We start from the raw sequence: 20468 nt of genomic DNA, 5'->3' as shown, positions 1-20468 counted from the left end.
GCCCGAAAAGTGGCTCCCACTTTTCGGGCCAAGCCGATGCTAGGACAGTAGAGCCCGGTCCTCGTTCCGCTTGCATCGACGACCCGCCGCGGCAATCCTTGCCGCGGCGTATCTTTCACAGGGTGACAATTCCACGGAGAGTCCATGAGCTCAGCCGTCATGACCGCGCCGTTTGCGGCGCCACGCGAGGATAACTCGGGCTTCACCCGCGACCGCGCGATGTGGGGTGCCATCATGCTGGCCCCTTACGTCCTCGTCTTCGCCGTCATGGTGGTCTACCCGGTGGCCTATGGCCTCTGGCTCGGCCTCAACTGGAATTCCTACCGGGCGCTCTTCGCCGACCCGATCTTCCTGCGCACCGTCGTCAACACGGTCATCTTCCTGTTCGTCGCGGTGAACCTGAAATTCCTGATCGCGCTCGCTCTCTCCGGCTTCTTCATACAGCAGCGGCCCTGGATCCGGATCGTGCTGGTGCTGTTCATCCTGCCCTGGGCGGTGCCCTCGATCCCGACCATCCTGTCCTTCCGGGTGATGCTGAATCCCGAGAACGGCATGGTGAACCAGCAGCTCTTCCAGTGGTTCGGCATCATGGAGGGACCGGGCTGGCTGACCGACCCGACGCTCGCTTTCATCTCCTCGATCTTCGTCCACATCTGGAAGTCGCTGCCGTTCTGGACGCTGATCCTGATCACCGGCCGGCTCGCCATCGCGCAGGACCTCTACGAGGCCGCCAGCGTCGACGGCGCCAATCGCTGGCAGCAGTTCCGCTTCATCACCTGGCCCTCGCTGGCGACGCTCTACGTCACCTCGACGATGCTCTCGATGATCTGGACGCTGGGCGATTTCAACAGCGTCTACCTGCTCACGGGCGGCGGGCCGGGCGACCTCAACCATGTGCTGGCGACGCTCGGCATCCGCTACATGCGCAACAACAATCTCGATCTCGGCATCGCCTCGATCATCGTCGCCATGCCGCTGATCCTGCCGATGGTCTTCGTGATGGTGAAGCGCCTGTCGAAGGGGCCCGACGCATGAGAAAGCTCCTCGACGAAGGCAAGCTGCTGCTGATCGCGATCCCCGTCCTGGTCTGGACGCTGCTGCCGATCTATCACCTCTTCGTGCTCTCGATCTCCAACCAGGAATCGATGCTCGCCGGAAAGCTCTGGCCCGACCAGCCGACGCTGCAGAACTTCCAGATCGTCTTCGCCCAGCAGCACTACTACCTGCACAATTTCTGGCGGCAGATGTTCAACAGCTTCTTCATCGCGGTGGCGACCGGGCTGATCACGCTCTTCGTCGCGACCTTCGCGGCTTTCGCCATCGCCCGCCTCAAGGTGAGGGGCGGGCGCATGATGATGAACCTCGCGCTCGCGACCTATCTGATCCCGGCCGCCTTCCTCGCCATCCCCATGTACAAGGCGATGGGCTCCTACGGCCTGCTCAACACGCAGGCCTCGCTGATCCTGGCGATGGTCGCGCTCGCATCGCCTTACGCGATCTGGGTGCTGAAGCAGGCGTCCGACAAATTGCCGAAGGAGCTCGACGAGGCCGCTGTGATGGACGGCGCCACCTCGATCCAGCTCTTCCGGCTGGTCTATCTGCCGCTGATGAGGCCCTCGATGGTGGTTATCGGCATCTACGCGCTGCTGCTCGCCTGGAACGAGTATCTCTACGCCTTCCTGCTCCTCTCCTCGGAGAAGGCCGTGCCGCTGGCGGTGGGCCTCGGTCTCTTCCTATCGGCCGACGACGCGCCCTGGAACCTGCTGATGGCGGCGGGCCTGCTCTATGCCATCCCGCCGGCGGTGATCTACTACCTGTTCCGCAAGAACATGGTCGGCGGCCTGACCTCGGGCGCGGTGAAGAGCTGAGGGAGTCCCCCACGCGTCATTCTCGGGCGAAGCGCAGCTTCGACCCGAGAAGCTCAGGCCGGAAAAGGCGCCCTTCCTTCACGGGATGCCCGGGGCATGACGCGGGCGTCAGCTCGCCGCATGGCGGAACTGCTTCATCGCTCTCGCCATTGCGGTGAACAGGCGCCACATTGAATGCGTTACGACAAGAAGAATTGCCGAGGATAGACCGATGACCGCCTCCAAGCTCGACCAGCTCCGCCAGATGACCACCGTCGTCGCCGACACCGGCGACATCGAGGCCGTGCGTCGCCTGAAGCCCGTCGACTGCACCACCAACCCGACCCTCATCCTGAAAGCGGTGGAGACCCCCGCCTATGCCCATCTCGTCGACGAGGCGATCGGCTGGGGCAAGAAGCAGGGCAGCGGCGAGAAGGCGGTCCATGCTGTCTGCGACCGCCTCGCCGTGAGCTTCGGCGCGGAACTGACCAAGATCGTCCCCGGCCGGGTCTCCACCGAGGTCGACGCCGATCTCTCCTTCGACACGGAAGCGACCATCGCGAAGGCGCGCGCCATCATCGCCGCCTACAAGGAGCGTGGCGTCGAGAAGGACCGCATCCTCATCAAGATCGCCTCGACCTGGGAGGGCCTGCAGGCCGCCAAGGTGCTGCAGGGCGAGGGCATCGACTGCAACCTGACCCTGCTGTTCGCGCTGCCGCAGGCGGTCGCGGCGGCTGAGGCCAACGCCTTCCTGATCTCGCCCTTCGTCGGCCGCATCCTCGACTGGCACGTCAAGGCCGGCGGCGGCCCCTACACGGCCGAGACCGATCCGGGTGTCGTCTCGGTCAAGAGCATCTACGCCTATTACAAGGCCTTCGGCATCAAGACGGTCGTGATGGGTGCCTCCTTCCGCAACACCGGCGAGATCGAGGCGCTGGCCGGCTGCGACCGCCTGACCATCGGGCCTGGCCTGCTCGACGAGCTCGCCGCCGCGACCGGCGACCTGCCGCGCCGCCTTTCGCCGGCTTCGTCGCCGCAGATGGAAGGGGGCGTCGCCAAGAAGCTGGGTTACGACGAAAAGGCTTTCCGCTTCGCCATGAACGAGGATGCGATGGGCACCGAGAAGCTGGCCGAAGGCATCCGCGGCTTCGTCAAGGACCTGCGCGGCCTGCGCAAGCTCGTCGCCGCGAAGCTCGGCTGAGCCCAGCCATGGCGGAGCGGCGGATCGCCGTCGTCACCGGCGGCGCCAAGGGCATCGGCGCCGCGGTCGCCGATCGGCTGGAGCAGGACGGCCTCGTCCCGGTTGTCTGGGATATCGCGACGCCCGCGACAGCGGGCCGCCGGCATCTCGCCTGTGACGTCTCGGACGAGGCTTCCGTCGCACAGGCCCTGGCCGCAACAGAACGCGAGCACGGCCCCATCGCCGTACTCGTCAACAATGCCGGCCTGACCGGCCCCTCGACCACAGTGGCAGAGACGCCGCTGGCACAATGGCAGAAGGTGCAGGCGATCAACCTGACCGGTACCTTTCTCTGCTCGCAGGCTGTGGCGAAAGCGATGCTGCCGCGCGGTTACGGCCGCATCGTCAACACCGCCTCCCTCGCCGGCAAGGAGGGCACGCCGACGCTTTCCGCCTATAGCGCCGCCAAGGCCGGCGTCATCGCCTTCACCAAGGCGCATGGCAAGGAGCTGGCTGGCACGGGTGTCCTCGTCAATGCCGTCGCGCCGGCCGCGATCGAGACCGATCTGCTCCAGCAGATGAGCCCCGAGACGGTTGCAACGATGATCGGCAAGAGCCCGCTGAAGCGGCTCGGAACGGTCGATGAATTGGCGGAACTCGTCGCCTGGCTCGCGAGCGAGCGCTGCAGCTTCTCGACCGGTGCGGTCTTCGATCTCTCGGGCGGTCGCGCGACCTACTGACGGCGCGCCTTGCGCCATATCATTGACGCGGCTTGCGCGCGGGCTTCTGATAGCGACCTGCACTGACGAGGCCGCCCCGGCTGTCGCGGCCCGTCCAATCGGAGTCGGCCATGACCACGCCCGCAGAATCCGCGCCCCGCTCGGGCTCCTCTCTTGCAACGCATCTCGTCCCGCTTCGGCGCAATTCCGGCTGGCTGATGGCGGCAGGCGTCGCCCTCATCATTCTCGGCGTCGTCGGCCTCGGAGCGGTCGCGCTGCTCAGCCTTGCCAGTGCGATCTGGTTCGGCGCGATGATCCTGGTCGGCGGCATCGTCGTGCTGATCGACGCCTTCCGGCATCAAGGCTGGAAGAGCCGCCTGCTGCATATCCTCATCGGCCTGCTCTATGTCGCGGTCGGCCTGATGACTTTTGCCAACCCGCTGCTCGCCACGGCCTCGCTGACGCTGCTGGCCGGTGCGGCGCTGGTCGCGACCGGCGTGCTGCGCCTCGTCGTCGCCTTCCAGAACCGGGAACTGCCAGCCTGGGGCTGGATCGCCTTCTCAGGCGCGCTGTCGCTGCTGCTCGGCGGCATGATCCTGGCGCAATGGCCGGGTTCGAGCCTGTGGGTGCTCGGGACCTTCTTCGCGGTCGAATTGATCTTCCAGGGCTGGGCCGCGATTGCGCTCGCCCGCGCGATCCGCTCGACCTTCGATGGGGTGAAACCGCGCTGAAGCCGGCCGCCTACTCGGCGGCCTCGGCCGTCACGGAAGCCTTGGCCGGCGTGCTGAGATCGCTGAAGCGAGCGCGCCCGCCGGCCGCTGCGGTCTGCAACTGCTGCTTCCAGCCCTTGGCATCGTTGCCGCCGAGCGCGACGAAATCGGCCGGACGCGCCGCATCGGCGCTGCGGCCCTGATAGACCAGCACGCCGCCCGCGGTGACCACGATGTCGCCGCGCCGCAGCGTCGGGTCCTTGAGATACCATTCCTTGTCGGCCTGGGGATCGAGCTGCACGACGGGTGGCTTGGGTTTCGAGGAAACCTCCGGCGCGCGGGCGCGGGGCGCCCGCCTGCGCGGTTCGTCGTCATATTCGTAGATCGGCGAGGCCCGCAGGCGCGGCCCGCCGCCGAACAGCGCGCGAGCGAGATCGTCGAAGAGGCCTGCCGCCTGGGCGCTGGGCGCAGCCGAAAAGGCGAGCGCTGCGACAGTCGCCAATCGCATCATCCATGCCCGCGTCATCGCCTTGCCTCCACGTCGTCGTCTTACCAACGACGAGTGGTCGCGAAAGGTTCGGTCCGGGTTCACGAAAGCGGTTAAGAATCTTTCCCGCGGAGGCCGGGCTTCCTCACAACTGCGTGTCTGCCCCTGCCAGCCGGTGGGGAGCCAGGCCTAAGATGTGGGCCATCCGGCTGCCGAGGAGCCATGCCATGATGATGCGTGCGCTGCTTGCCGTGGCCCTCCTGGGGCCGTCGTCCGCTTCTGCCTTCGCGCAGGACGTCTGGTCCTTGTCGAGAGACGGCGGCACGGTCGCCTTCGTGGCGCGTCATTTCGGCATCCCGACGGCGAGCGGCCGTTTCGGCACTGTCGACGGCACCATCGCACTCGATTTCGACCGGCCGGAGCGCAGTCGGATCAGAATGACGATCCAGACCGCATCCCTGCGAACGGGCGCCGATCTCGTCGACGGCTTCATCAAGGGGCAGACGATGCTCGACGTCGCGCATTATCCGGTTGCCAGCTTCGTCTCCCAACAGGTGGCGCGCACCGGTGAGCGCAGCCTCTCGATCACGGGCCAGCTCACGATCCGGGGCGCGTCGCAGCCTGTCACGGTTATCGCCGTCGCCGAGAGCGATCCGGCCGGCATGCGCGCGGGCGGCACTTTGCCCTTCCATGCCAGCGCGAGTTTCTCGCGTGCAGCCTTCGCGATCGGGCGCGAGGTCAATATCGTCGACGATCAGGTCGAGATCGACATCAAGGGCGTGATCTCGCGCTAGGATGGCCGGCGATGCGCTCCCGCACCTGGCATCCCCTGATCATCCTGCTGCATTGGGCGACGGTGATGCTTATCCTGCTGCAATATGGGCTGTCCCGCCTGATGGGCGACGAGACACGCGACCTGCTTTCCCGCTTCGCGCTCTACCAGTGGCACAAGTCCTTCGGCCTGACACTCGCGGGGTTGGTTCTGTTGCGCCTCATTGTCCGGCGTCTGCTGCCGACGCCCGCGCCGGTCCCGATGCCGCGCTGGCAGCGAGCCGTGGCTGCGACGGTGCAGGGCGGGCTCTATCTCTGCCTGCTGGCGCTGCCGGTTTCCGGCTTCCTGATGGCTGCTGCCGCGCCGATCCAGATCCCGACGCTGTTCTTCGGGCTCTTTTCCGTGCCGCATCCGATCGGCCCGGATCAGGCCATCTATGATGCGATGCTGCGGGCGCATGCGGCGCTGTTCGATATCATGGCCGCGCTCGCCTTCATCCATGCGGGCGCGGCCCTGCTGCATCAGTTCGTCCTCAGGGATGGGCTGATGCAGCGGATGTGGTTCGGCCGTTCTTAGTCTTTCCTCTGAGCCGCGAAGGCCTCGGCGCGGATTGTCGAGAGCGACTTGGCAGGCGTGATCGCCTCGGGATCGAGCAGGCAGTGGATGATCGCGGGCTTGCCGCTCTTCACCGCACGCTCGAAGGCCGGAGCGAACTCCGAGGTCTTCTCGACGCGCTCGCCATGGCCGCCGAAGGCCTTGGCATAAGCAGCGAAATCCGGGTTCTTCAGCGTCGTCGCCGAGACGCGGCCGGGGTATTCGCGCTCCTGATGCATGCGGATCGTGCCGTACATGCCGTTATCGACGACGACGACGATGACGGGCAGGTCGTATTGCACGGCCGTCGCGAAATCCTGGCCGTTCATCAGGAAGCAACCGTCGCCGGCGAAGGCGATGACGGTGCGTTCCGGGAAGAGCCGCTTGGCGCCGATCGCCGCCGGAACGCCATAGCCCATCGAGCCGCAGGTCGGTGCGAGCTGCGTCGCGAATTTGTTGAAGCGATGGAAGCGATGCACCCAGGTCGCGTAATTTCCGGCGCCGTTGCATAGGATGGCGTCCTCGGGGAGCTGGCTGCGCAGCCAGCGCACCATCTCGCCGGGATGGAATTCGCCGGGCACGGGCGCCGGCTGCTCGCTCCAGGCGATATAGGCTTCATGCGCGGCAGCGCCGGCGCCCTTCCAGGCCGGGGCCTTGGGCGGCTCGATCGTCTTGAGCGCGGCGCAGAAGCCGGCGGGAGAGGCATTGATCGCCAGCGTCGGGCGATAGACCCGGCCGAGCTCTTCCGGATCGGCATGGACATGCACCAGCGGCCGGCCCGGATTCGGGATGCCGAACAGGGTGTAGGACTGGCTCGGCATCTCCGAGAGGCGCCCGCCGACCAGCAGGACGAGATCGCTCTCCTTGATGCGGGCGAGCAGCTTCGGGTTGGGACCGATGCCGAGATCGCCCGCGAAGTTCGGATGATCGGCCGGGAACAGCATCTGCCGGCGGAACGAGACTGCGACGGGCAGGTCGAAACGCTCGGCAAAGGCCTGAAAATCGGCGATTGCCTCCGGGCTCCAGCGCGAGCCGCCGAGGATCGCGACCGGCGACTTGGCAGCAGCAAAGCGCTTGGCGAGATCAGCCATCTGCGCCGGGGCAGGGTGCTGCTCCGTGACCTGATAGGGCTCGGCGTCGGCGACATCCGCGAGATCGGTCAGCACGTCCTCGGGCAGCGCGATCACGACCGGGCCGGGGCGACCGGAGGTCGCGACATGGAAGGCGCGGCTGATGATCTCCGGGATGCGCGCGGCATCGTCGATCTCGGTCGCCCATTTGGTCATGGTGCCGAAGACGGCACGGTAGTCGAGCTCCTGGAAGGCCTCGCGCTCGCGCATGCTGCCGTCGATCTGGCCGACGAAGAGGATGAGCGGGGTCGAGTCCTGGTCGGCGATATGGATGCCGGGCGAGGCGTTGGTGGCGCCGGGACCGCGCGTCACGAAGCAGATGCCGGGCTTGCCGGTGAGCTTGCCTGCGGCTTCCGCCATCATGCAGGCGCCGCCTTCGGCCCGGCAGATGGTGACCTTCATCGAGGCGTCGTGCAGCGCGTCGAGCACGGCGAGATAGCTCTCGCCCGGCACGCAGAAGGCGTCGGTGGCGCCGTGGATCAGAAGCTGGTCGACGAGGATCTGCCCGCCAGTGCGATTAGCCATGCTGCGGCCCTCCCCAGGCCGGGTCGTTCAAGATGTCGTCGGCATGTTCGCCGAGCCGTGGGCTCGGACTTCCTGCCACCTGCCGCACGCCGTTCATGACGATGGGCGAGGCGACAGTCGGAATGCTGCCCGCTTTCGCAGCCGCGCTCGACAGGTCGACTCGGACGCCGCGCGCGATCACCTGCGGATCGGCGAAGACCTCGCCGATATCGTTGATCGGGCCGGCGGGCACGCCGACCTTCTCCAGCGCGGCCAGCAGATCGAGCTTGGCATAACGCTGGCAGAGCAGGTGCAGTTTGGCGGTCAACGCGACGCGGTTCTTCACGCGCGATTTGTTGTCGAGATAGTCGGGATGGTCGGCCAGCGTCGGCTCGCCCAGCACTTCGCAGAGCTTGCGCCACTGCGCGTCATTGCCGGTCGCGATGATGATATGGCCGTCCGCGACCGGGAACACGTCATAGGGCACGATGTTCGGGTGGGCGTTGCCGAGCCGCGGCGGGGGATTGCCGCCGACGAGATAGTTCATCGCCTGGTTGCCGAGCACCGCGACCTGCGAGTCGAGCAACGCGAGATCGAGCGTCGCACCCTCGCCGGTGGCGTCGCGCTGGCGCAAAGCCGAGAGGATGCCGACCGTGGCATAGAGCCCGGTATAGATGTCCGCGACCGCATAGCCCGCCTTCATCGGCGCGCCCTCAGGCTCGCCGGTGATCGACATCGCCCCGCCCATGCCCTGGACGAGGAAGTCGTAGCCGGCGCGCGGCGCATAGGGGCCGTCCTGCCCGAAGCCGGTGACCGAGCAATAGACCAGGCGCGGGAATTTCTTGCGCAGCGAGGCCGCGTCGAGCCCGTACTTGCTGAGGCCGCCGACCTTGAAATTCTCGATCACCACATCGGCATGAGCGGCGAGGCGCCGGACCAGCGCCTGCCCCTCCGGCGTGCGGAAATCGGCGGTGATCGAGCGCTTGCCGCGATTGGCGGCGTGGAAATAGGCGGCGGAGAGATGCTCGTCGCCGGTGCCCTCGACGAAGGGCGGGCCCCATTTGCGGGTGTCGTCGCCCTCGGGCGCCTCGACCTTGACGACATCGGCGCCGAGATCGGCCAGGAGCTGGCCGATCCAGGGACCTGCGAGGATGCGCGCCAGTTCGAGGACGCGCAGGCCGGCAAGAGGGGAGGTCGTCATGGCGGGTTCGACTCGGGCGTCATGGTCGGGCTTGACCCGACCATCTCCGGGGAGGTTCGCGTGGGACGAGATGCCCGGGTCAAGCCCGGGCATGACGGCTGACGGCGCTCAGAAGAACGCCTGCAGGCCGGTGATCGCGCGGCCGAGGATCAGCGCATGGACGTCATGCGTGCCCTCGTAGGTGTTCACCGTCTCGAGGTTCGCGGCGTGGCGCATCACCTGATACTCGATCTGGATGCCGTTGCCGCCATGCATGTCGCGGGCCTGGCGAGCGATGTCGAGCGCCTTGCCGCAATTGTTGCGCTTGACCAGCGAGATCATCTCCGGGGCCATCTTGCCGTCGTCGAGCAGGCGCCCGACGCGGAGCGAGCCCTGCAGGCCGAGCGTGATCTCGGTCAGCATGTCCGCGAGCTTCTTCTGGTAGAGCTGCGTCTGGGCCAGCGGCTTGTTGAACTGCTTGCGGTCGAGCCCGTACTGGCGGGCGCGGTGGAAGCAATCTTCGGCGGCGCCCATCACGCCCCAGGAAATGCCGTAGCGGGCGCGGTTGAGGCAGCCGAACGGGCCGGAGAGGCCCGAGACGTTCGGCAGCAGGTTCTCTTCCGGCACGATGACGCCGTCCATGACGACCTCGCCGGTGATCGAGGCGCGGAGCGAAAGCTTGCCGCCGATCTTCGGCGCGGACAGGCCCTTCATGCCCTTTTCGAGGATGAAGCCGCGGATCTGGTTGTCATGCGCTGATGACTTCGCCCAGACGACAAAGACGTCGGCGATCGGCGAGTTCGAGATCCACATCTTGGAGCCGGTCAGCTTGTAGCCGTCGGCAACCTTCTCGGCGCGGGTCTTCATGCCGCCCGGATCGGAACCGGCATCCGGCTCGGTCAGGCCGAAGCAGCCGACCCATTCGCCCGAGCCGAGCTTGGGCAGGTACTTCTTGCGCTGCTCTTCGCTGCCATAGGCGTAGATCGGGTACATCACGAGCGAGGACTGCACCGACATCATCGAGCGATAGCCCGAGTCGATGCGCTCGACCTCGCGGGCGACGAGCCCGTAGGAGACGTAATTGGCGCCGGCGCAGCCGTAATCCTCGGGAACGGTGACGCCGAGCAGGCCGAGCTCGCCCATTTCGTTGAAGATCGAGCGATCGGTCTTCTCGTCGAGATAGGCTTCGGTGACGCGGGGAGCGAGCTTCTCCTGCGCATAGGCGCGGGCCGTGTCGCGGATCAGCCGCTCGTCCTCGTTCAGCTGCTCGTCGAGCAGATAGGCATCGTCCCAGGTGAACTTCGCGAGCTTGTGGCTGCCGGCCATGGTGTTCGTCTCCCTGATATTCAGACCGTCATGGTCGGGCTTGACCCGACCATGACGGAAACCAGTGTCTTCTTGTCATGAGATTCCCGGGCCGCCGCTATCAGGCGCCCGGGAATGACGTTCTGTGTCACGCATCCACGTCGAAGCTGACGCCCTGAGCCAGCGGCAGCGTGGTGCCGTAGTTCACGGTGTTGGTGGCGCGGCGCATATAGGCCTTCCAGGCGTCGGAGCCGGCCTCGCGGCCGCCGCCCGTCTCCTTCTCGCCGCCGAAGGCGCCGCCGATCTCGGCGCCCGAGGGGCCGATATTCACGTTGGCGATGCCGCAATCCGAACCCTCGTCGGAGACGAACAGCTCGGCCTCGCGCATGTTGAGCGTGAAGATCGAAGAGGACAGGCCGGCGCCGACCGCGTTCTGGATCGAGATCGCCTCGTCGATGGACTTGTACTTCATCACATAGAGGATCGGGGCGAAGGTCTCGCGCTCGACCGGGCCGCACTGCTTGGGCATCTCGACCAGCGCCGGGCGGACATAGAAGCCGCCGGAACCGACATCGACCTTCTCGCCGCCATGGACCTTGCCGCCCTCGGCCTTGGCCTCGGAGAGCGCCTTCTGCATGCCCTGATAGGCGGCCTCGTCGACCAGCGGGCCGACCAGCACGCCGGCCTCGCGGGGATCGCCGATCTTCACGGAGCCGTATACCTTGGCGAGCTTCGGCACGAGCGCGTCATAGACGCTTTCATGCACGATCAGGCGGCGCAAAGTGGTGCAGCGCTGGCCGGCTGTGCCCATCGCCGCGAAGGCGATGCCGCGCAGGGCGATATCGAGATCGGCGGAGGGAGCGACGATCGCGGCGTTGTTGCCGCCGAGCTCGAGGATGGCGCGGGCGAAACGCGCGGCCAGCTTCTGGCCGACTTCCTTGCCCATGCGGGTCGAGCCCGTGGCCGAGACGACCGGGACGCGATGATCCTGGACCAGGATGTCGCCGAGTTCGCGGCCGCCGATCAGGACTTCCGACAGGCCGATCGGCGCTTCGGGGCCGAAGCGCTTCATCGTCTTCTCGACGATGGCCTGCACGGCGAGCGCGGTTAGCGGGGTCTTCTCGGAGGGCTTCCAGACGACGCTGTCGCCGCAGACGAAGGCGAGCGCCGCGTTCCACGACCAGACCGCGACCGGGAAGTTGAAGGCCGAGATCACGCCGCAGATGCCGATCGGATGCCAGGTCTCCATCATGCGATGGTTCGGGCGCTCGGTGGCGATGGTCAGGCCGTAGAGCTGGCGCGACAGGCCGACGGCGAAGTCACAGATGTCGATCATCTCCTGGACCTCGCCGAGGCCCTCGGAGGTGACCTTGCCGGCTTCCAGCGTCACCAGCAGGCCGAGATCGGTCTTGGCGGCGCGCAGCTCTTCGCCGAGCAGGCGGACGAACTCGCCGCGGCGCGGCGCCGGCACCTTGCGCCAGGCGAGATAGGCGGACTGGGCCCGGCCGATCGCGGCCTCGGCCTCGGCCGGCGACGTCTCGCGCAGGGTCACGACGGTCTCGCCGGTGATCGGCGAACGGGCCGACAGGCCGGCATCGGCGTAAGACGCTTCGGAAACGCCGAGGCGCTTGAGCAGGGCGAGCGTGTCTTTCGGCAGGGATGTGGCCATCTTTGTCTTCCAGCGGTCGCGAGCGGGAGCCAAAGGGCGCATGCCCTAGGGCGCATGACATAAAGGCGCGGGAACCGGAGGCCGCCGCGCTTGAGGCCTGCAGAATGCCCTCTTTCTTGGGGCGGCGGCAACCGATATGTTCTCATCACTTGGTGAGAATTTATCATGGATGATATTCTGGTTCCCGGCCGGCTCTCGGTGCCTTCGCTGTCCGCGCTCGCCGCCTTCGAGGCGGCGGCCCGGCATGGCAGCTTCACGCGCGCAGCTGAGGAGCTGAACCTGACGCAGGGCGCGGTGAGCCGGCAGGTCGCGCATCTCGAAAAGGTGCTCGGCGTCAGCCTGTTCGAGCGCGTCAAGAAGCGTGTCAGCCTGACGGCGGCGGGCGCGGCCTATGCCAACGACATCCGTGACGGCCTGTCCCGTCTCGCAGCCGCGACCGTCTCCGCCATGGCCTTTCGCGGTGCGGCCGGCGTGCTTAATCTCGCGATCCTGCCGACCTTCGGCACGCGCTGGCTGATCCCGCGCCTGCCGCGCTTCATCGAGGCTCATCCCGGCATCACCATCAACTTCACCACCAAGCTGGTGCCCTTCGACTTTGCCCGCGAGCAGGTCGACGCCGCCGTGCATTTCGGCGCCGATAGCTGGCCGGGCGCAAGGCTGCATCGCTTGATGGGCGAGGAGGTGGTGCCCGTCGCTGCGCCCTCCCTGCTGGCGCGCGTCGGGATCACGGAGGCGGCCGACATGCTGCGTGCGCCGCTGCTGCAGCAATCGACACGGCCGCGTGCCTGGGCGAACTGGCTGGAGCAGCAGGGTCTCGCTCCCGAACGGGCCTTGATGGGCCCGCGCTTCGAGCAGTTCGCCATGATCGCGCAGGCGGCAGTGGCGGGCCTAGGGCTCGCCATCGTGCCGCGTTTCCTGGTCGAGGAGGAGTTGCGCTCCGGCTCGCTGGTCATCCCGATCGACCGGCCGGTGACCGGCAAGGAGGGCTATTATCTCGTCTATCCCGAGGAGAAGGCCAATCTGCCGACCGTGATCGCCTTCCGGGATTGGCTGCTCGGGGAATGCGCGCCGGCAAACTGAAGCGCCTCTCGACAAGCGCCTCGCGCTCGTTCATTCATGCGCGAAATTCACCAACCCGGCTTTCCTCAGCGAAGTCGGCTGCGCGAGGCCTGCCATGCCGCCCGTCTCCGAAAGCGCCGATGTCGTGATCTGCGGTGGCGCCGCGATCGGCTCCTCCGTCGCCTATCATCTCGCCGCCGATCCCGGCTTCACCGGCAAGGTCGTGGTGATCGAGAAGGACCCGACCTATCGCTTCTCTGCCTCGGCGCTCTCGGCGGCCTCGATCCGCCAGCAATTCTCCAGCGCGGTGAACATCCGCATCTCGCTCTTCGGCATCGATTTCCTGCGCAATATCGGGAAGCACCTGGCTGTCGACGGTGAGGTTCCCGCGATCGACCTGCATGAAGGCGGCTATCTCTATCTCGCGAGCGAGGCCGGCGCCCCCATCCTCGAGGCCAACCAGAAGCTGCAAGCCACTGAGGGTGCCGATATCGCCCTTTACGATCCCGCGACGCTGAAGCAGCGTTTCCCCTGGCTCAACACCGAGGATCTTGCCTGCGGCACCTTCGGCGTCAGCGGCGAGGGCTGGTTCGACGGCTGGGCGCTGCTTCAGGCTTTCCGCAAGAAGGCGCGCAGCCTCGGCGTCGAATACCGGCAGGGCGAGGTTGCCCGCTATGTCACGGACGGCGGACGCGTCACCGCTGTCGAGCTCGCCGATGGCAGCCGCATCGCCTGCGGTGCGGTGGTCAACGCCAGCGGCACTCATGGCGCGAAGCTCGCCGCGACGGCAGGGATTGAAATCCCGGTGAAGTCGATGAAGCGCTATGTCTTCACCTTCACTTGCAAGGGCGATGTCGATGGCTGCCCGCTCCTGATCGACACGACCGGCGCCTGGTGCCGGCAGGAGGGCAAGCGCACGGCGGAAGGCCAGCTCTTCATCGGCAGCTGCTCGCCGCTGACGCCGGAGCAGGATGTCGAATGGATCGAGAACGACCCGGCGGCCGAGGATGTCGACTGGGGCTTCTTCGAGGAGGTGGTCTGGCCCTCGCTCGCCACCCGCATCCCGGCCTTCGAGCAGATCAAGCCCGGCCGCGCCTGGGCCGGTCCCTACGACATGTGCGGGCTCGACCATAACGCCATCATCGGCCCGGCGGTCGGCCTGCCCAATCTCTATCTCGCCAACGGCTTCTCAGGCCACGGCCTGCAGCAGTCTCCGGCGGTCGGGCGTGGCCTTGCCGAGCATATCGCGCATGGCCGCTATCGCGCGCTTGACCTTGCCGATCTCGGCCACGCGCGCATCGTTGAGGGCAGGCCGCTCAAGGAGGCCAACGTCATCTGAGGAGGAGGCCGCCATGGTCGATCCGGCTTTCGTCCAGACCATGGCCCGCTACAACGCCTGGCAGAACCGCAGCCTGATGGCGGCGGCGGACGGCTTGACCGACGAGGCCCGCAAGCTCGACCGTGGCGCCTTCTTCAAGTCGATCCACGGCACCTTCAACCATATCCTCTGGGGCGATGAGACTTGGCTGAGCCGCCTCATCGGCAGCGAGAAACCGGCCGTTGGCGGCCGTGATTCGGCTGTCTATTTCGAGGGCTGGGCGCAGTTCTGCGCGCGCCGGCGCCAGCGCGATGAGTTCATTCTTGATTGGGCGGACAAGGTCACGGCCGATTGGCTGCGCGGTACGCTGATCTGGTATTCCGGCGCCGCCGGCCGCGAGATGGGCAAGCCGCGCGGCTTCGTGCTCGCGCATTTCTTCAACCACCAGACCCATCATCGCGGCCAGATCCACGCCATGCTCACGGCGGCGGGGGCGAAGCCGGATGACACCGATCTGCTCCTGGTCGACGAGCTGCGGTGAGCGGTGTTTCATTTCAAACGCGAGTCATCCCGGGCGACCGCAGGGAGACCCGGGATCCATGCCTGAACGCCCTATCGGATAGGTTCAGGCATGGATCCCGGCTCTGCGCTTCGCTTCGGCCGGGATGACCCGCGTTTGGGGTTCGGCGCCGAAGACTTCGTTTCAAAACTCTCCCCTTCCTCATCCTCCTTCCGATCCGGAGGCACGGCCGCCGTCGCGTTCTGGCTGAGCTTTTGGAACAGGCCGAGCCCGACCAGCGCCAGCACGGCCAGCAGCATCAGCAGGCCGGGATAGACGACGTCGCCCATCGTCTCGCGCGAGGTCTTGGCGATCAGCACCAGCGATTCCAGCGAGAGCGCCACGATCATGATCGACATGAACTTGGTCAGCGATCCCCGCGCCTCGGCCGGACGGCGCATCTCGCGATCGGCGACCACCTCTTCCTCGAACAGGAATTTCCCGACATCGGCGACGGCGACGGCGATAATCACGAGCCCGATCGCATCGAGCATCGTGTCGAGTGCGCCTTCGCCGGTCCAGAAGCCCTGCGAGGTCCGCCAGACCGCCACGCCGATCAGCACGATCGAGGCGCCGAGCAGCGCGACAGAGATGATGGTGTAGAGAAGTCGGCTGAACAGCGTCATGTTTCCCCCCGATCCGCTTGCAGGCGACAACCGTCGGAAAACCGGTGGGTTCCCTTGCGGCGGGGCGAGGCTCCCAGCATGGCGACGCTTGCATGGCCGCTCCCATGGCGCAGCCGATTGCCGGCTCTCGCGATCCATGGTCCAAGCGCTGAGTTCCGCCGGAGCGCTTCAGATGCCCGAGACGACGACCCTCATCACCTTCTCGCTGATCGCGCTCGGCATGGTGCTGACGCCCGGCCCCAACATGATCTACCTGATCTCGCGATCGATCGCGCAAGGCAGGGGCGCGGGGCTGATCTCGCTCGGCGGCGTCATCCTCGGCTTCTTCGTCTACATGTTCTGCGCCGCCTTCGGCATCACGGCGCTGCTCTTCGCGGTGCCCTATGCCTATGACGTGCTGCGGCTCGGCGGCGCGGCCTATCTGCTCTGGCTCGCCTGGCAGGCGGTGCGACCGGGAGGACGCTCGCCCTTCCATGTCCGCGATTTGCCTCATGACGGGCCGCGCAAGCTCTTCGCCATGGGCTTCCTGACCAGCCTGCTCAACCCGAAGATCGCGATGTTCTACCTCGCGCTGCTGCCGCAATTCATCGACCCGGCCGCCGGCCATGTGCTCAGCCAGTCGGTCGTGCTCGGCTTCGTCCAGATCGCGATCAGCGGCAGCGTCAACGCCCTGATTGCGACGGCCGCCGGCAGCATCGCGCTGTTCCTGCGGACGCGGCCGTTCTGGTCGCTGGTCCAGCGCTGGATCATGGGCACCGTGCTCGCCGGCTTCGCGCTGCGCATGGCGATGGAATCGCGGCGCTAGCCAACCCGGATGTCGACCCTCGAAACCGCATCGGAAGCGCCGCGGCCGAGCCTGCCGGACCTGTTCACCGGCTTTCTCAAGATCGGCCTGATGGGCTTCGGCGGCGTGGGGCCGATCGCGCGCCATATCATCGTCACCGAGCGCAACTGGCTCGACGATCGCGGCTATGCCGAATTGATCGGCATCTGCCAGGCGCTGCCCGGCGCCAACACCGTCAATGCGGCGGTGATGCTGGGCGACCGCTTCCGCGGCGGTATCGGCGCTCTGACCTGCGTCTTCGCGCTGATGGCGATGCCGCTGCTTTGCCTGGTCGCGCTCGCCAACGGCTATGATGCCGTCTCCGGCCACCCCTTGGCGCAGATCGCCCTGACCGGCGCCGCCGCCAGCGCCGCCGGGCTCATCCTCGGTACTGCCCTGCGGCTCCTGACGAAGGCCGGGCTTGCGCGCTGGGCCTGGGTCATGGCTGCCGCCGCCTTCGTCGCGGTTGGCCTGCTGCGCTTGCCGATGTTGCCGACCCTGCTGGTGTTGGTGCCGCTCGGCTTGGTCGCGGCGACGCTGGGAGCGCGGCGGGTCTGATGGAGCGCGGCGTCTTCTTCCAGTTGGTCGTCACTTTCGGCACGATCTCGCTCATGGCGATCGGCGGGGCCAATGCCGTGGTGCCGGAAATCCACCGCCAGGTCGTCGAAATCCTTGGCTGGATGGATGCACCGACCTTTGCCCGCCTCTTCGCCATCGCGCAGACCGCGCCCGGCCCCAACATCATGCTCGGCAGCGTCATCGGCTGGCATGTCGCCGGCACCGCCGGCCTACTGGTCGCGACGACGGCCCTCTTGCTGCCCTCCTGCCTGCTGGCGCTCGCCTCGAGCCGCGGTCTCCAGCGCTTCGGTGGCCATCGCGTGGTCCGGATCGCCACGCTTGCGCTGGTGCCGATCGCGCTCGGCCTGATGCTGGCGAGCGGCGTCGTTGCGACGCTGGCCGCTGATGCCGGCGTCATTGGCTATGCGATCACGGCGGCGACGGCGCTGGTGACCTATCGCTCCAAGGTCAATCCTCTCGTGCCGATGGCGGTCGGCACGCTCGCCTATGTCCTCGCCTGGTATGCGGGTATCGCCTGAGCGCGAGCGGCAGCACCGGTCGTGCATTCGGGGGATGGCATGACGCTACCCCCGCCATCATGCTAGCATCTCCCAACGTCACCCCGGTGCGTTGTCAGGGAGGTCGGCATGCCCAGCTTGCTCTCGCGGATGGCCTTCCTTGTCCTCGCACTGCCGATGCTTTCCATGCTCGGCTCGCAGACGGCCCAGGCCCAGAAGGCCGGAACGGTTGCGCTCTGCAAGGATGATCGCACCGAGAAGGGGCTCGCCGCCTGCAACACGCTGCTGAAGGGGCGCCCCGACCGCAAGGTCAAGGCGATGGCCCATGTCGCGCGCGGCCATACCCAGCTCGCGCTCGGCCGTCCCGCCGAGGCGGAGAAGGACTACACGGAGGCGCTGGCCATCGCGCCGAAATTCGCGCCGCTCTACCGGGATCGCGGCCGCGTCCGCTTCACGCTGGGGAATCGCGACGGGGCCATGGCGGATTTCACCGCAGCCGTCGAGAACGATCCCTTCGACCCCGACAACCACGCCAATCGCGGCTATCTCAGGTTGTTGCAGTATGATTTCGCCGGGGCAGGCGAGGACCTGCGCAAGGGCCTGTTCTGGCAAAAGCAGCATCCACGCAGCGATTATCTCCTCGGCCTGCTCGCTTATGCCACCGGCCGCTATAGCGACGCCGTCGCGCATATCGACAAGGCGCGCGAGGGCGGCTTCCGTACCTCGGAAACCTTCATCACCCGCGCCCGCAGCCTGTATTATCTCGGCACCTTCGAGGCCGCGGCGAAGGAAGCGACCGAGGGGCTTGTCGCCTTCCCGAAGCAGGTCGATTTGATCGAGATCCGCGCCCGGGCGCGATTGGCGCGTCGCGAATTGCCGGAAGCGCTCGCCGATGCCGAAATCGTCGCAGAAGCGCAGCCCCGTTTCGGACGCGCCTATGCGACGCGTGGTGCGGTGAAGCTGGCGATGAAGGACATTGCCGCAGCCACGGTGGATGCCGACAAGGCGATCGAACTCGATCCCGGCCTGTTCGATGCCCATGAGCTCAAGGCGGACATCCTGCTCGCTTCGGGCGATCAGCCCGGCGCCCGTGCCATCCTCGCCCGTTCCGCGGCGCGCACGGATGCGAAGATGGTCTATGATGTCGCCTCGAAAGAGCGTCACGCGGCGCGGGTCGCGGAATTCGACAAGCCGAAGCCCATCGTCGTGGCCGATCTCGGCGAGGCCGAACTGAAGAAGCGCTGTGCCACCCGCGACGATCCGCTGCGCATGCAGAGCTGCGACCGGCTCGTCGAAACGGCGACGACCCCGCAGGACAAGGCCGACAGGCTGATCCTGCGGGCCGGGGCCAGGCCCTTCGCCGACCGGCTGGGAGATTTCGAACTGGCCGTGGCAGCGGCACCCGATTATCTCCCCGCCACCCTGGCGCGGGCCTACGCGCATATGGCGGATTATCGTTATGACAAGGACATGTCGCCTTTCGATCGCGCCTGGGCCGACGCTGACAGTGCCGTCCGTCGCTCTGGTGCCGACAAGGAGATCTGGGCGCGAGCCATGCTGGCGCGGGCCGCGGTCTCGCAGGGCAGGGGAAACTACGATGCGGCGGTCACCGATCTGACCGCGCTCGTCGAGCACGACCCCAAGGCGCGGTACTATCGCGAGGAGCGCGCCAACGCCTTTCTCATGGCTGGCCGGCCGGCCCAGGCCTTGGAGGATATGCGCGAGAAGGCGCGGCTGCCGATGGATGCCCCCACGGGACCGGAGGGCGAGGATGATCTCGTCGTGGCGCTCATCGAAACCGGCGCGCTCGACGAGGCCGTCTCGATTCTCGATAACTGGCGCAGCAACCGCTTGCCGGGTGCCTATGCCGAGCAGGCTCTGCGGGCTCGCGTTGCGCTGGTCCGGGGCGACATGGCTGCGGCGCGGGAGCAGGCTGCGGCTGCGCTCACTGACAACCGCTTCAACATCGCGGCGCGGGCCGTCAATGGCCTTGCCGCCGCCCGATTGGGCGATGTGCTCGACGCGGAATCGGACCTGAGCAAGGTCATCGACGATGCGGTCGACATCCCGTTCCGCGCCCGCAACTCTGGCCTGACGCCGGGCTTCGTCGCCGATCTCTTCCTCTGGCGTGGCCTTGCCCGCGTGCAACTGAACCGGATCAACGCTGCGCGCGCCGATTTCGCCGAGGTCATCAAGCGGGCGCCCGATCGGGCCCGCGCCTATGCCGAGCGGGCCGCATTGAACCTGCGCTCCGACAATCCGGCCGCCCTGACCGATATCGCGATGGCCCTGCGGATCGAGCCGAGCGAGCTGCGCTGGCAGGCGCTTGCAGCCCGGATCAATCTCGCGACCGGCGATCCCGCTGCCGCCGAGCGTTTCGCCACCGCCGCGCTCGCCGCGCCTTCGCCGGAAGCCGACCTGCTGCTGCTGCGGGCCAAAGCGAGGCTCGGCCTCGGACGCTTCGCTGAAGCGGCGGAGGATGCGACGGCCCGGCTCGCAGTGGCTCCCGGCGATGCGGATGCCCTGCTGCTGCGGAGCGATGCCCGGCTCGGACAGGGCGATGCCGCTGCCGCGCTCGCCGATGTCGAGACGGCGCTCGGGGCGAAGGCAAACGACCCGCGCCTCCTGCTCGCGCGGGCGGAATTGAAGGCCAAGCTGGGCGACGTGCCCGGCGCGATCGGCGCCTTCGAGGCTGCTGCGGCACGGTCCGAAGCGTCTCTCCAGGCCAACAAGCGTCTGGGCGATCTCTATGCCGGGATCGCCTCCGACCAGCTCGCGCTCGGCTACTATGCCAAGGCGCTGGAACAGCCGGCGCGCGCGCCGGCCGATGAAGCGACCCGCGACGCTACCCGCACGGCTCGCGATGCCTTGATCCGGCGGATGGCCGCCCGGAAATAGGCTTGGGGGCTT

At 67.1% G+C, this 20468-nt stretch carries 20 protein-coding genes; 14 read left to right on the top strand and 6 right to left on the bottom strand.

Going from position 1 to position 20468, the window contains the following annotated elements:
* Nucleotides 1-159 precede the first annotated feature (159 nt).
* The 5 genes from BLQ70_RS05005 (at nucleotide 160) to BLQ70_RS04985 (ending at nucleotide 4477) form a co-directional block, all read left to right on the top strand.
* The gene (locus BLQ70_RS05005) at nucleotides 160-1035 is read left to right on the top strand and encodes an ABC transporter permease subunit (RefSeq protein ID WP_091856182.1); all 876 of its coding nucleotides are present in this window, start codon (nucleotides 160-162) and stop codon (nucleotides 1033-1035) included.
* Nucleotides 1032-1868 carry a carbohydrate ABC transporter permease gene (locus tag BLQ70_RS05000; protein ID WP_091856027.1) on the top strand — a complete coding sequence of 279 codons (837 nt, stop codon included), beginning with the start codon at nucleotides 1032-1034 and terminating at the stop codon, nucleotides 1866-1868. Before BLQ70_RS05005 ends, BLQ70_RS05000 begins: the two co-directional genes overlap by 4 nt.
* Nucleotides 1869-2079: 211 nt before the next feature.
* A complete protein-coding gene (gene tal, locus BLQ70_RS04995) occupies nucleotides 2080-3048 on the top strand; it encodes a transaldolase (protein ID WP_091856026.1) in 969 nt (322 codons plus the stop codon).
* A gap of 8 nt (nucleotides 3049-3056) precedes the next feature.
* Complete coding sequence (locus tag BLQ70_RS04990) at nucleotides 3057-3767, top strand: SDR family NAD(P)-dependent oxidoreductase (RefSeq protein WP_091856025.1); 711 nt, start codon at nucleotides 3057-3059, stop codon at nucleotides 3765-3767.
* Nucleotides 3768-3877: 110 nt separating this feature from the next.
* Nucleotides 3878-4477, top strand: a complete 600-nt coding sequence (locus BLQ70_RS04985) for an HdeD family acid-resistance protein (protein WP_082617101.1) — start codon at nucleotides 3878-3880, stop codon at nucleotides 4475-4477.
* Between the two features lie 10 nt (nucleotides 4478-4487).
* Here the strand turns inward: BLQ70_RS04985 and BLQ70_RS04980 are convergent, their stop codons facing one another.
* The gene (locus tag BLQ70_RS04980) at nucleotides 4488-4982 is read right to left on the bottom strand and encodes a hypothetical protein (RefSeq protein WP_139163487.1); all 495 of its coding nucleotides are present in this window, start codon (nucleotides 4980-4982) and stop codon (nucleotides 4488-4490) included.
* A 188-nt stretch (nucleotides 4983-5170) separates the two neighbouring features.
* On the opposite strand from BLQ70_RS04980, the gene BLQ70_RS04975 reads away from it, so the two are divergent.
* Entirely contained in the window at nucleotides 5171-5737 is a 567-nt protein-coding gene (locus BLQ70_RS04975; protein ID WP_170843312.1) for a YceI family protein, read from the top strand.
* A gap of 11 nt (nucleotides 5738-5748) precedes the next feature.
* Nucleotides 5749-6291 carry a cytochrome b gene (locus BLQ70_RS04970; RefSeq protein WP_091856022.1) on the top strand — a complete coding sequence of 181 codons (543 nt, stop codon included), beginning with the start codon at nucleotides 5749-5751 and terminating at the stop codon, nucleotides 6289-6291.
* Here the strand turns inward: BLQ70_RS04970 and BLQ70_RS04965 are convergent.
* The 4 genes from BLQ70_RS04965 to amaB all read right to left on the bottom strand — a co-directional run bounded on the left by BLQ70_RS04965 (nucleotide 6288) and on the right by amaB (nucleotide 12097).
* Nucleotides 6288-7964 (bottom strand): thiamine pyrophosphate-binding protein, encoded by a 1677-nt coding sequence (locus BLQ70_RS04965; protein ID WP_091856021.1) that lies wholly within the window; start codon nucleotides 7962-7964, stop codon nucleotides 6288-6290. The two genes, BLQ70_RS04970 and BLQ70_RS04965, sit on opposite strands and share 4 nt — an antisense overlap.
* Complete coding sequence (locus BLQ70_RS04960; protein ID WP_091856020.1) at nucleotides 7957-9144, bottom strand: CaiB/BaiF CoA transferase family protein; 1188 nt, start codon at nucleotides 9142-9144, stop codon at nucleotides 7957-7959. Before BLQ70_RS04960 ends, BLQ70_RS04965 begins: the two co-directional genes overlap by 8 nt.
* Before the next feature lie 108 nt (nucleotides 9145-9252).
* Nucleotides 9253-10449 carry an acyl-CoA dehydrogenase gene (locus BLQ70_RS04955; RefSeq protein ID WP_091856019.1) on the bottom strand — a complete coding sequence of 399 codons (1197 nt, stop codon included), beginning with the start codon at nucleotides 10447-10449 and terminating at the stop codon, nucleotides 9253-9255.
* 127 nt (nucleotides 10450-10576) lie between these two features.
* Entirely contained in the window at nucleotides 10577-12097 is a 1521-nt protein-coding gene (gene amaB, locus BLQ70_RS04950; RefSeq protein WP_091856018.1) for an L-piperidine-6-carboxylate dehydrogenase, read from the bottom strand.
* Nucleotides 12098-12262: 165 nt separating this feature from the next.
* Between amaB and BLQ70_RS04945 the strand changes: the two genes are divergently transcribed.
* The 3 genes from BLQ70_RS04945 to BLQ70_RS04935 all read left to right on the top strand — a co-directional run bounded on the left by BLQ70_RS04945 (nucleotide 12263) and on the right by BLQ70_RS04935 (nucleotide 15015).
* A complete protein-coding gene (locus tag BLQ70_RS04945; protein WP_091856017.1) occupies nucleotides 12263-13177 on the top strand; it encodes a LysR family transcriptional regulator in 915 nt (304 codons plus the stop codon).
* 94 nt (nucleotides 13178-13271) lie between these two features.
* A complete protein-coding gene (locus BLQ70_RS04940) occupies nucleotides 13272-14495 on the top strand; it encodes an NAD(P)/FAD-dependent oxidoreductase (RefSeq protein ID WP_091856016.1) in 1224 nt (407 codons plus the stop codon).
* A 13-nt stretch (nucleotides 14496-14508) separates the two neighbouring features.
* Entirely contained in the window at nucleotides 14509-15015 is a 507-nt protein-coding gene (locus BLQ70_RS04935) for a DinB family protein (RefSeq protein ID WP_091856015.1), read from the top strand.
* A gap of 71 nt (nucleotides 15016-15086) precedes the next feature.
* Here the strand turns inward: BLQ70_RS04935 and BLQ70_RS04930 are convergent, their stop codons facing one another.
* Nucleotides 15087-15659, bottom strand: a complete 573-nt coding sequence (locus BLQ70_RS04930; protein WP_091856014.1) for a hypothetical protein — start codon at nucleotides 15657-15659, stop codon at nucleotides 15087-15089.
* Between the two features lie 172 nt (nucleotides 15660-15831).
* Here BLQ70_RS04930 and BLQ70_RS04925 point away from each other — a divergent pair, with 172 nt between their 5' ends.
* The 4 genes from BLQ70_RS04925 (at nucleotide 15832) to BLQ70_RS04910 (ending at nucleotide 20456) form a co-directional block, all read left to right on the top strand.
* On the top strand, nucleotides 15832-16464 hold the full coding sequence (locus BLQ70_RS04925; RefSeq protein WP_061965193.1) for a LysE family translocator: 633 nt from the start codon (nucleotides 15832-15834) through the stop codon (nucleotides 16462-16464).
* A gap of 9 nt (nucleotides 16465-16473) precedes the next feature.
* Nucleotides 16474-17040: a chromate transporter gene (locus BLQ70_RS04920; RefSeq protein WP_091856013.1), complete on the top strand. Its 567-nt coding sequence runs from the start codon at nucleotides 16474-16476 to the stop codon at nucleotides 17038-17040.
* On the top strand, nucleotides 17040-17579 hold the full coding sequence (locus tag BLQ70_RS04915; protein ID WP_091856012.1) for a chromate transporter: 540 nt from the start codon (nucleotides 17040-17042) through the stop codon (nucleotides 17577-17579). Before BLQ70_RS04920 ends, BLQ70_RS04915 begins: the two co-directional genes overlap by 1 nt.
* Before the next feature lie 108 nt (nucleotides 17580-17687).
* Nucleotides 17688-20456, top strand: a complete 2769-nt coding sequence (locus tag BLQ70_RS04910) for a tetratricopeptide repeat protein (RefSeq protein ID WP_091856011.1) — start codon at nucleotides 17688-17690, stop codon at nucleotides 20454-20456.
* The last annotated feature ends 12 nt before the right edge of the window (nucleotides 20457-20468 follow it).

Origin of the sequence: Allobosea robiniae, assembly GCF_900102525.1 — a bacterium.
Classification (GTDB): Bacteria; Pseudomonadota; Alphaproteobacteria; order Rhizobiales; family Beijerinckiaceae; genus Allobosea; species Allobosea robiniae.
Note: the sequence above shows the minus strand (reverse complement) of the source record. Positions and strands in the feature narration are given on the sequence as shown.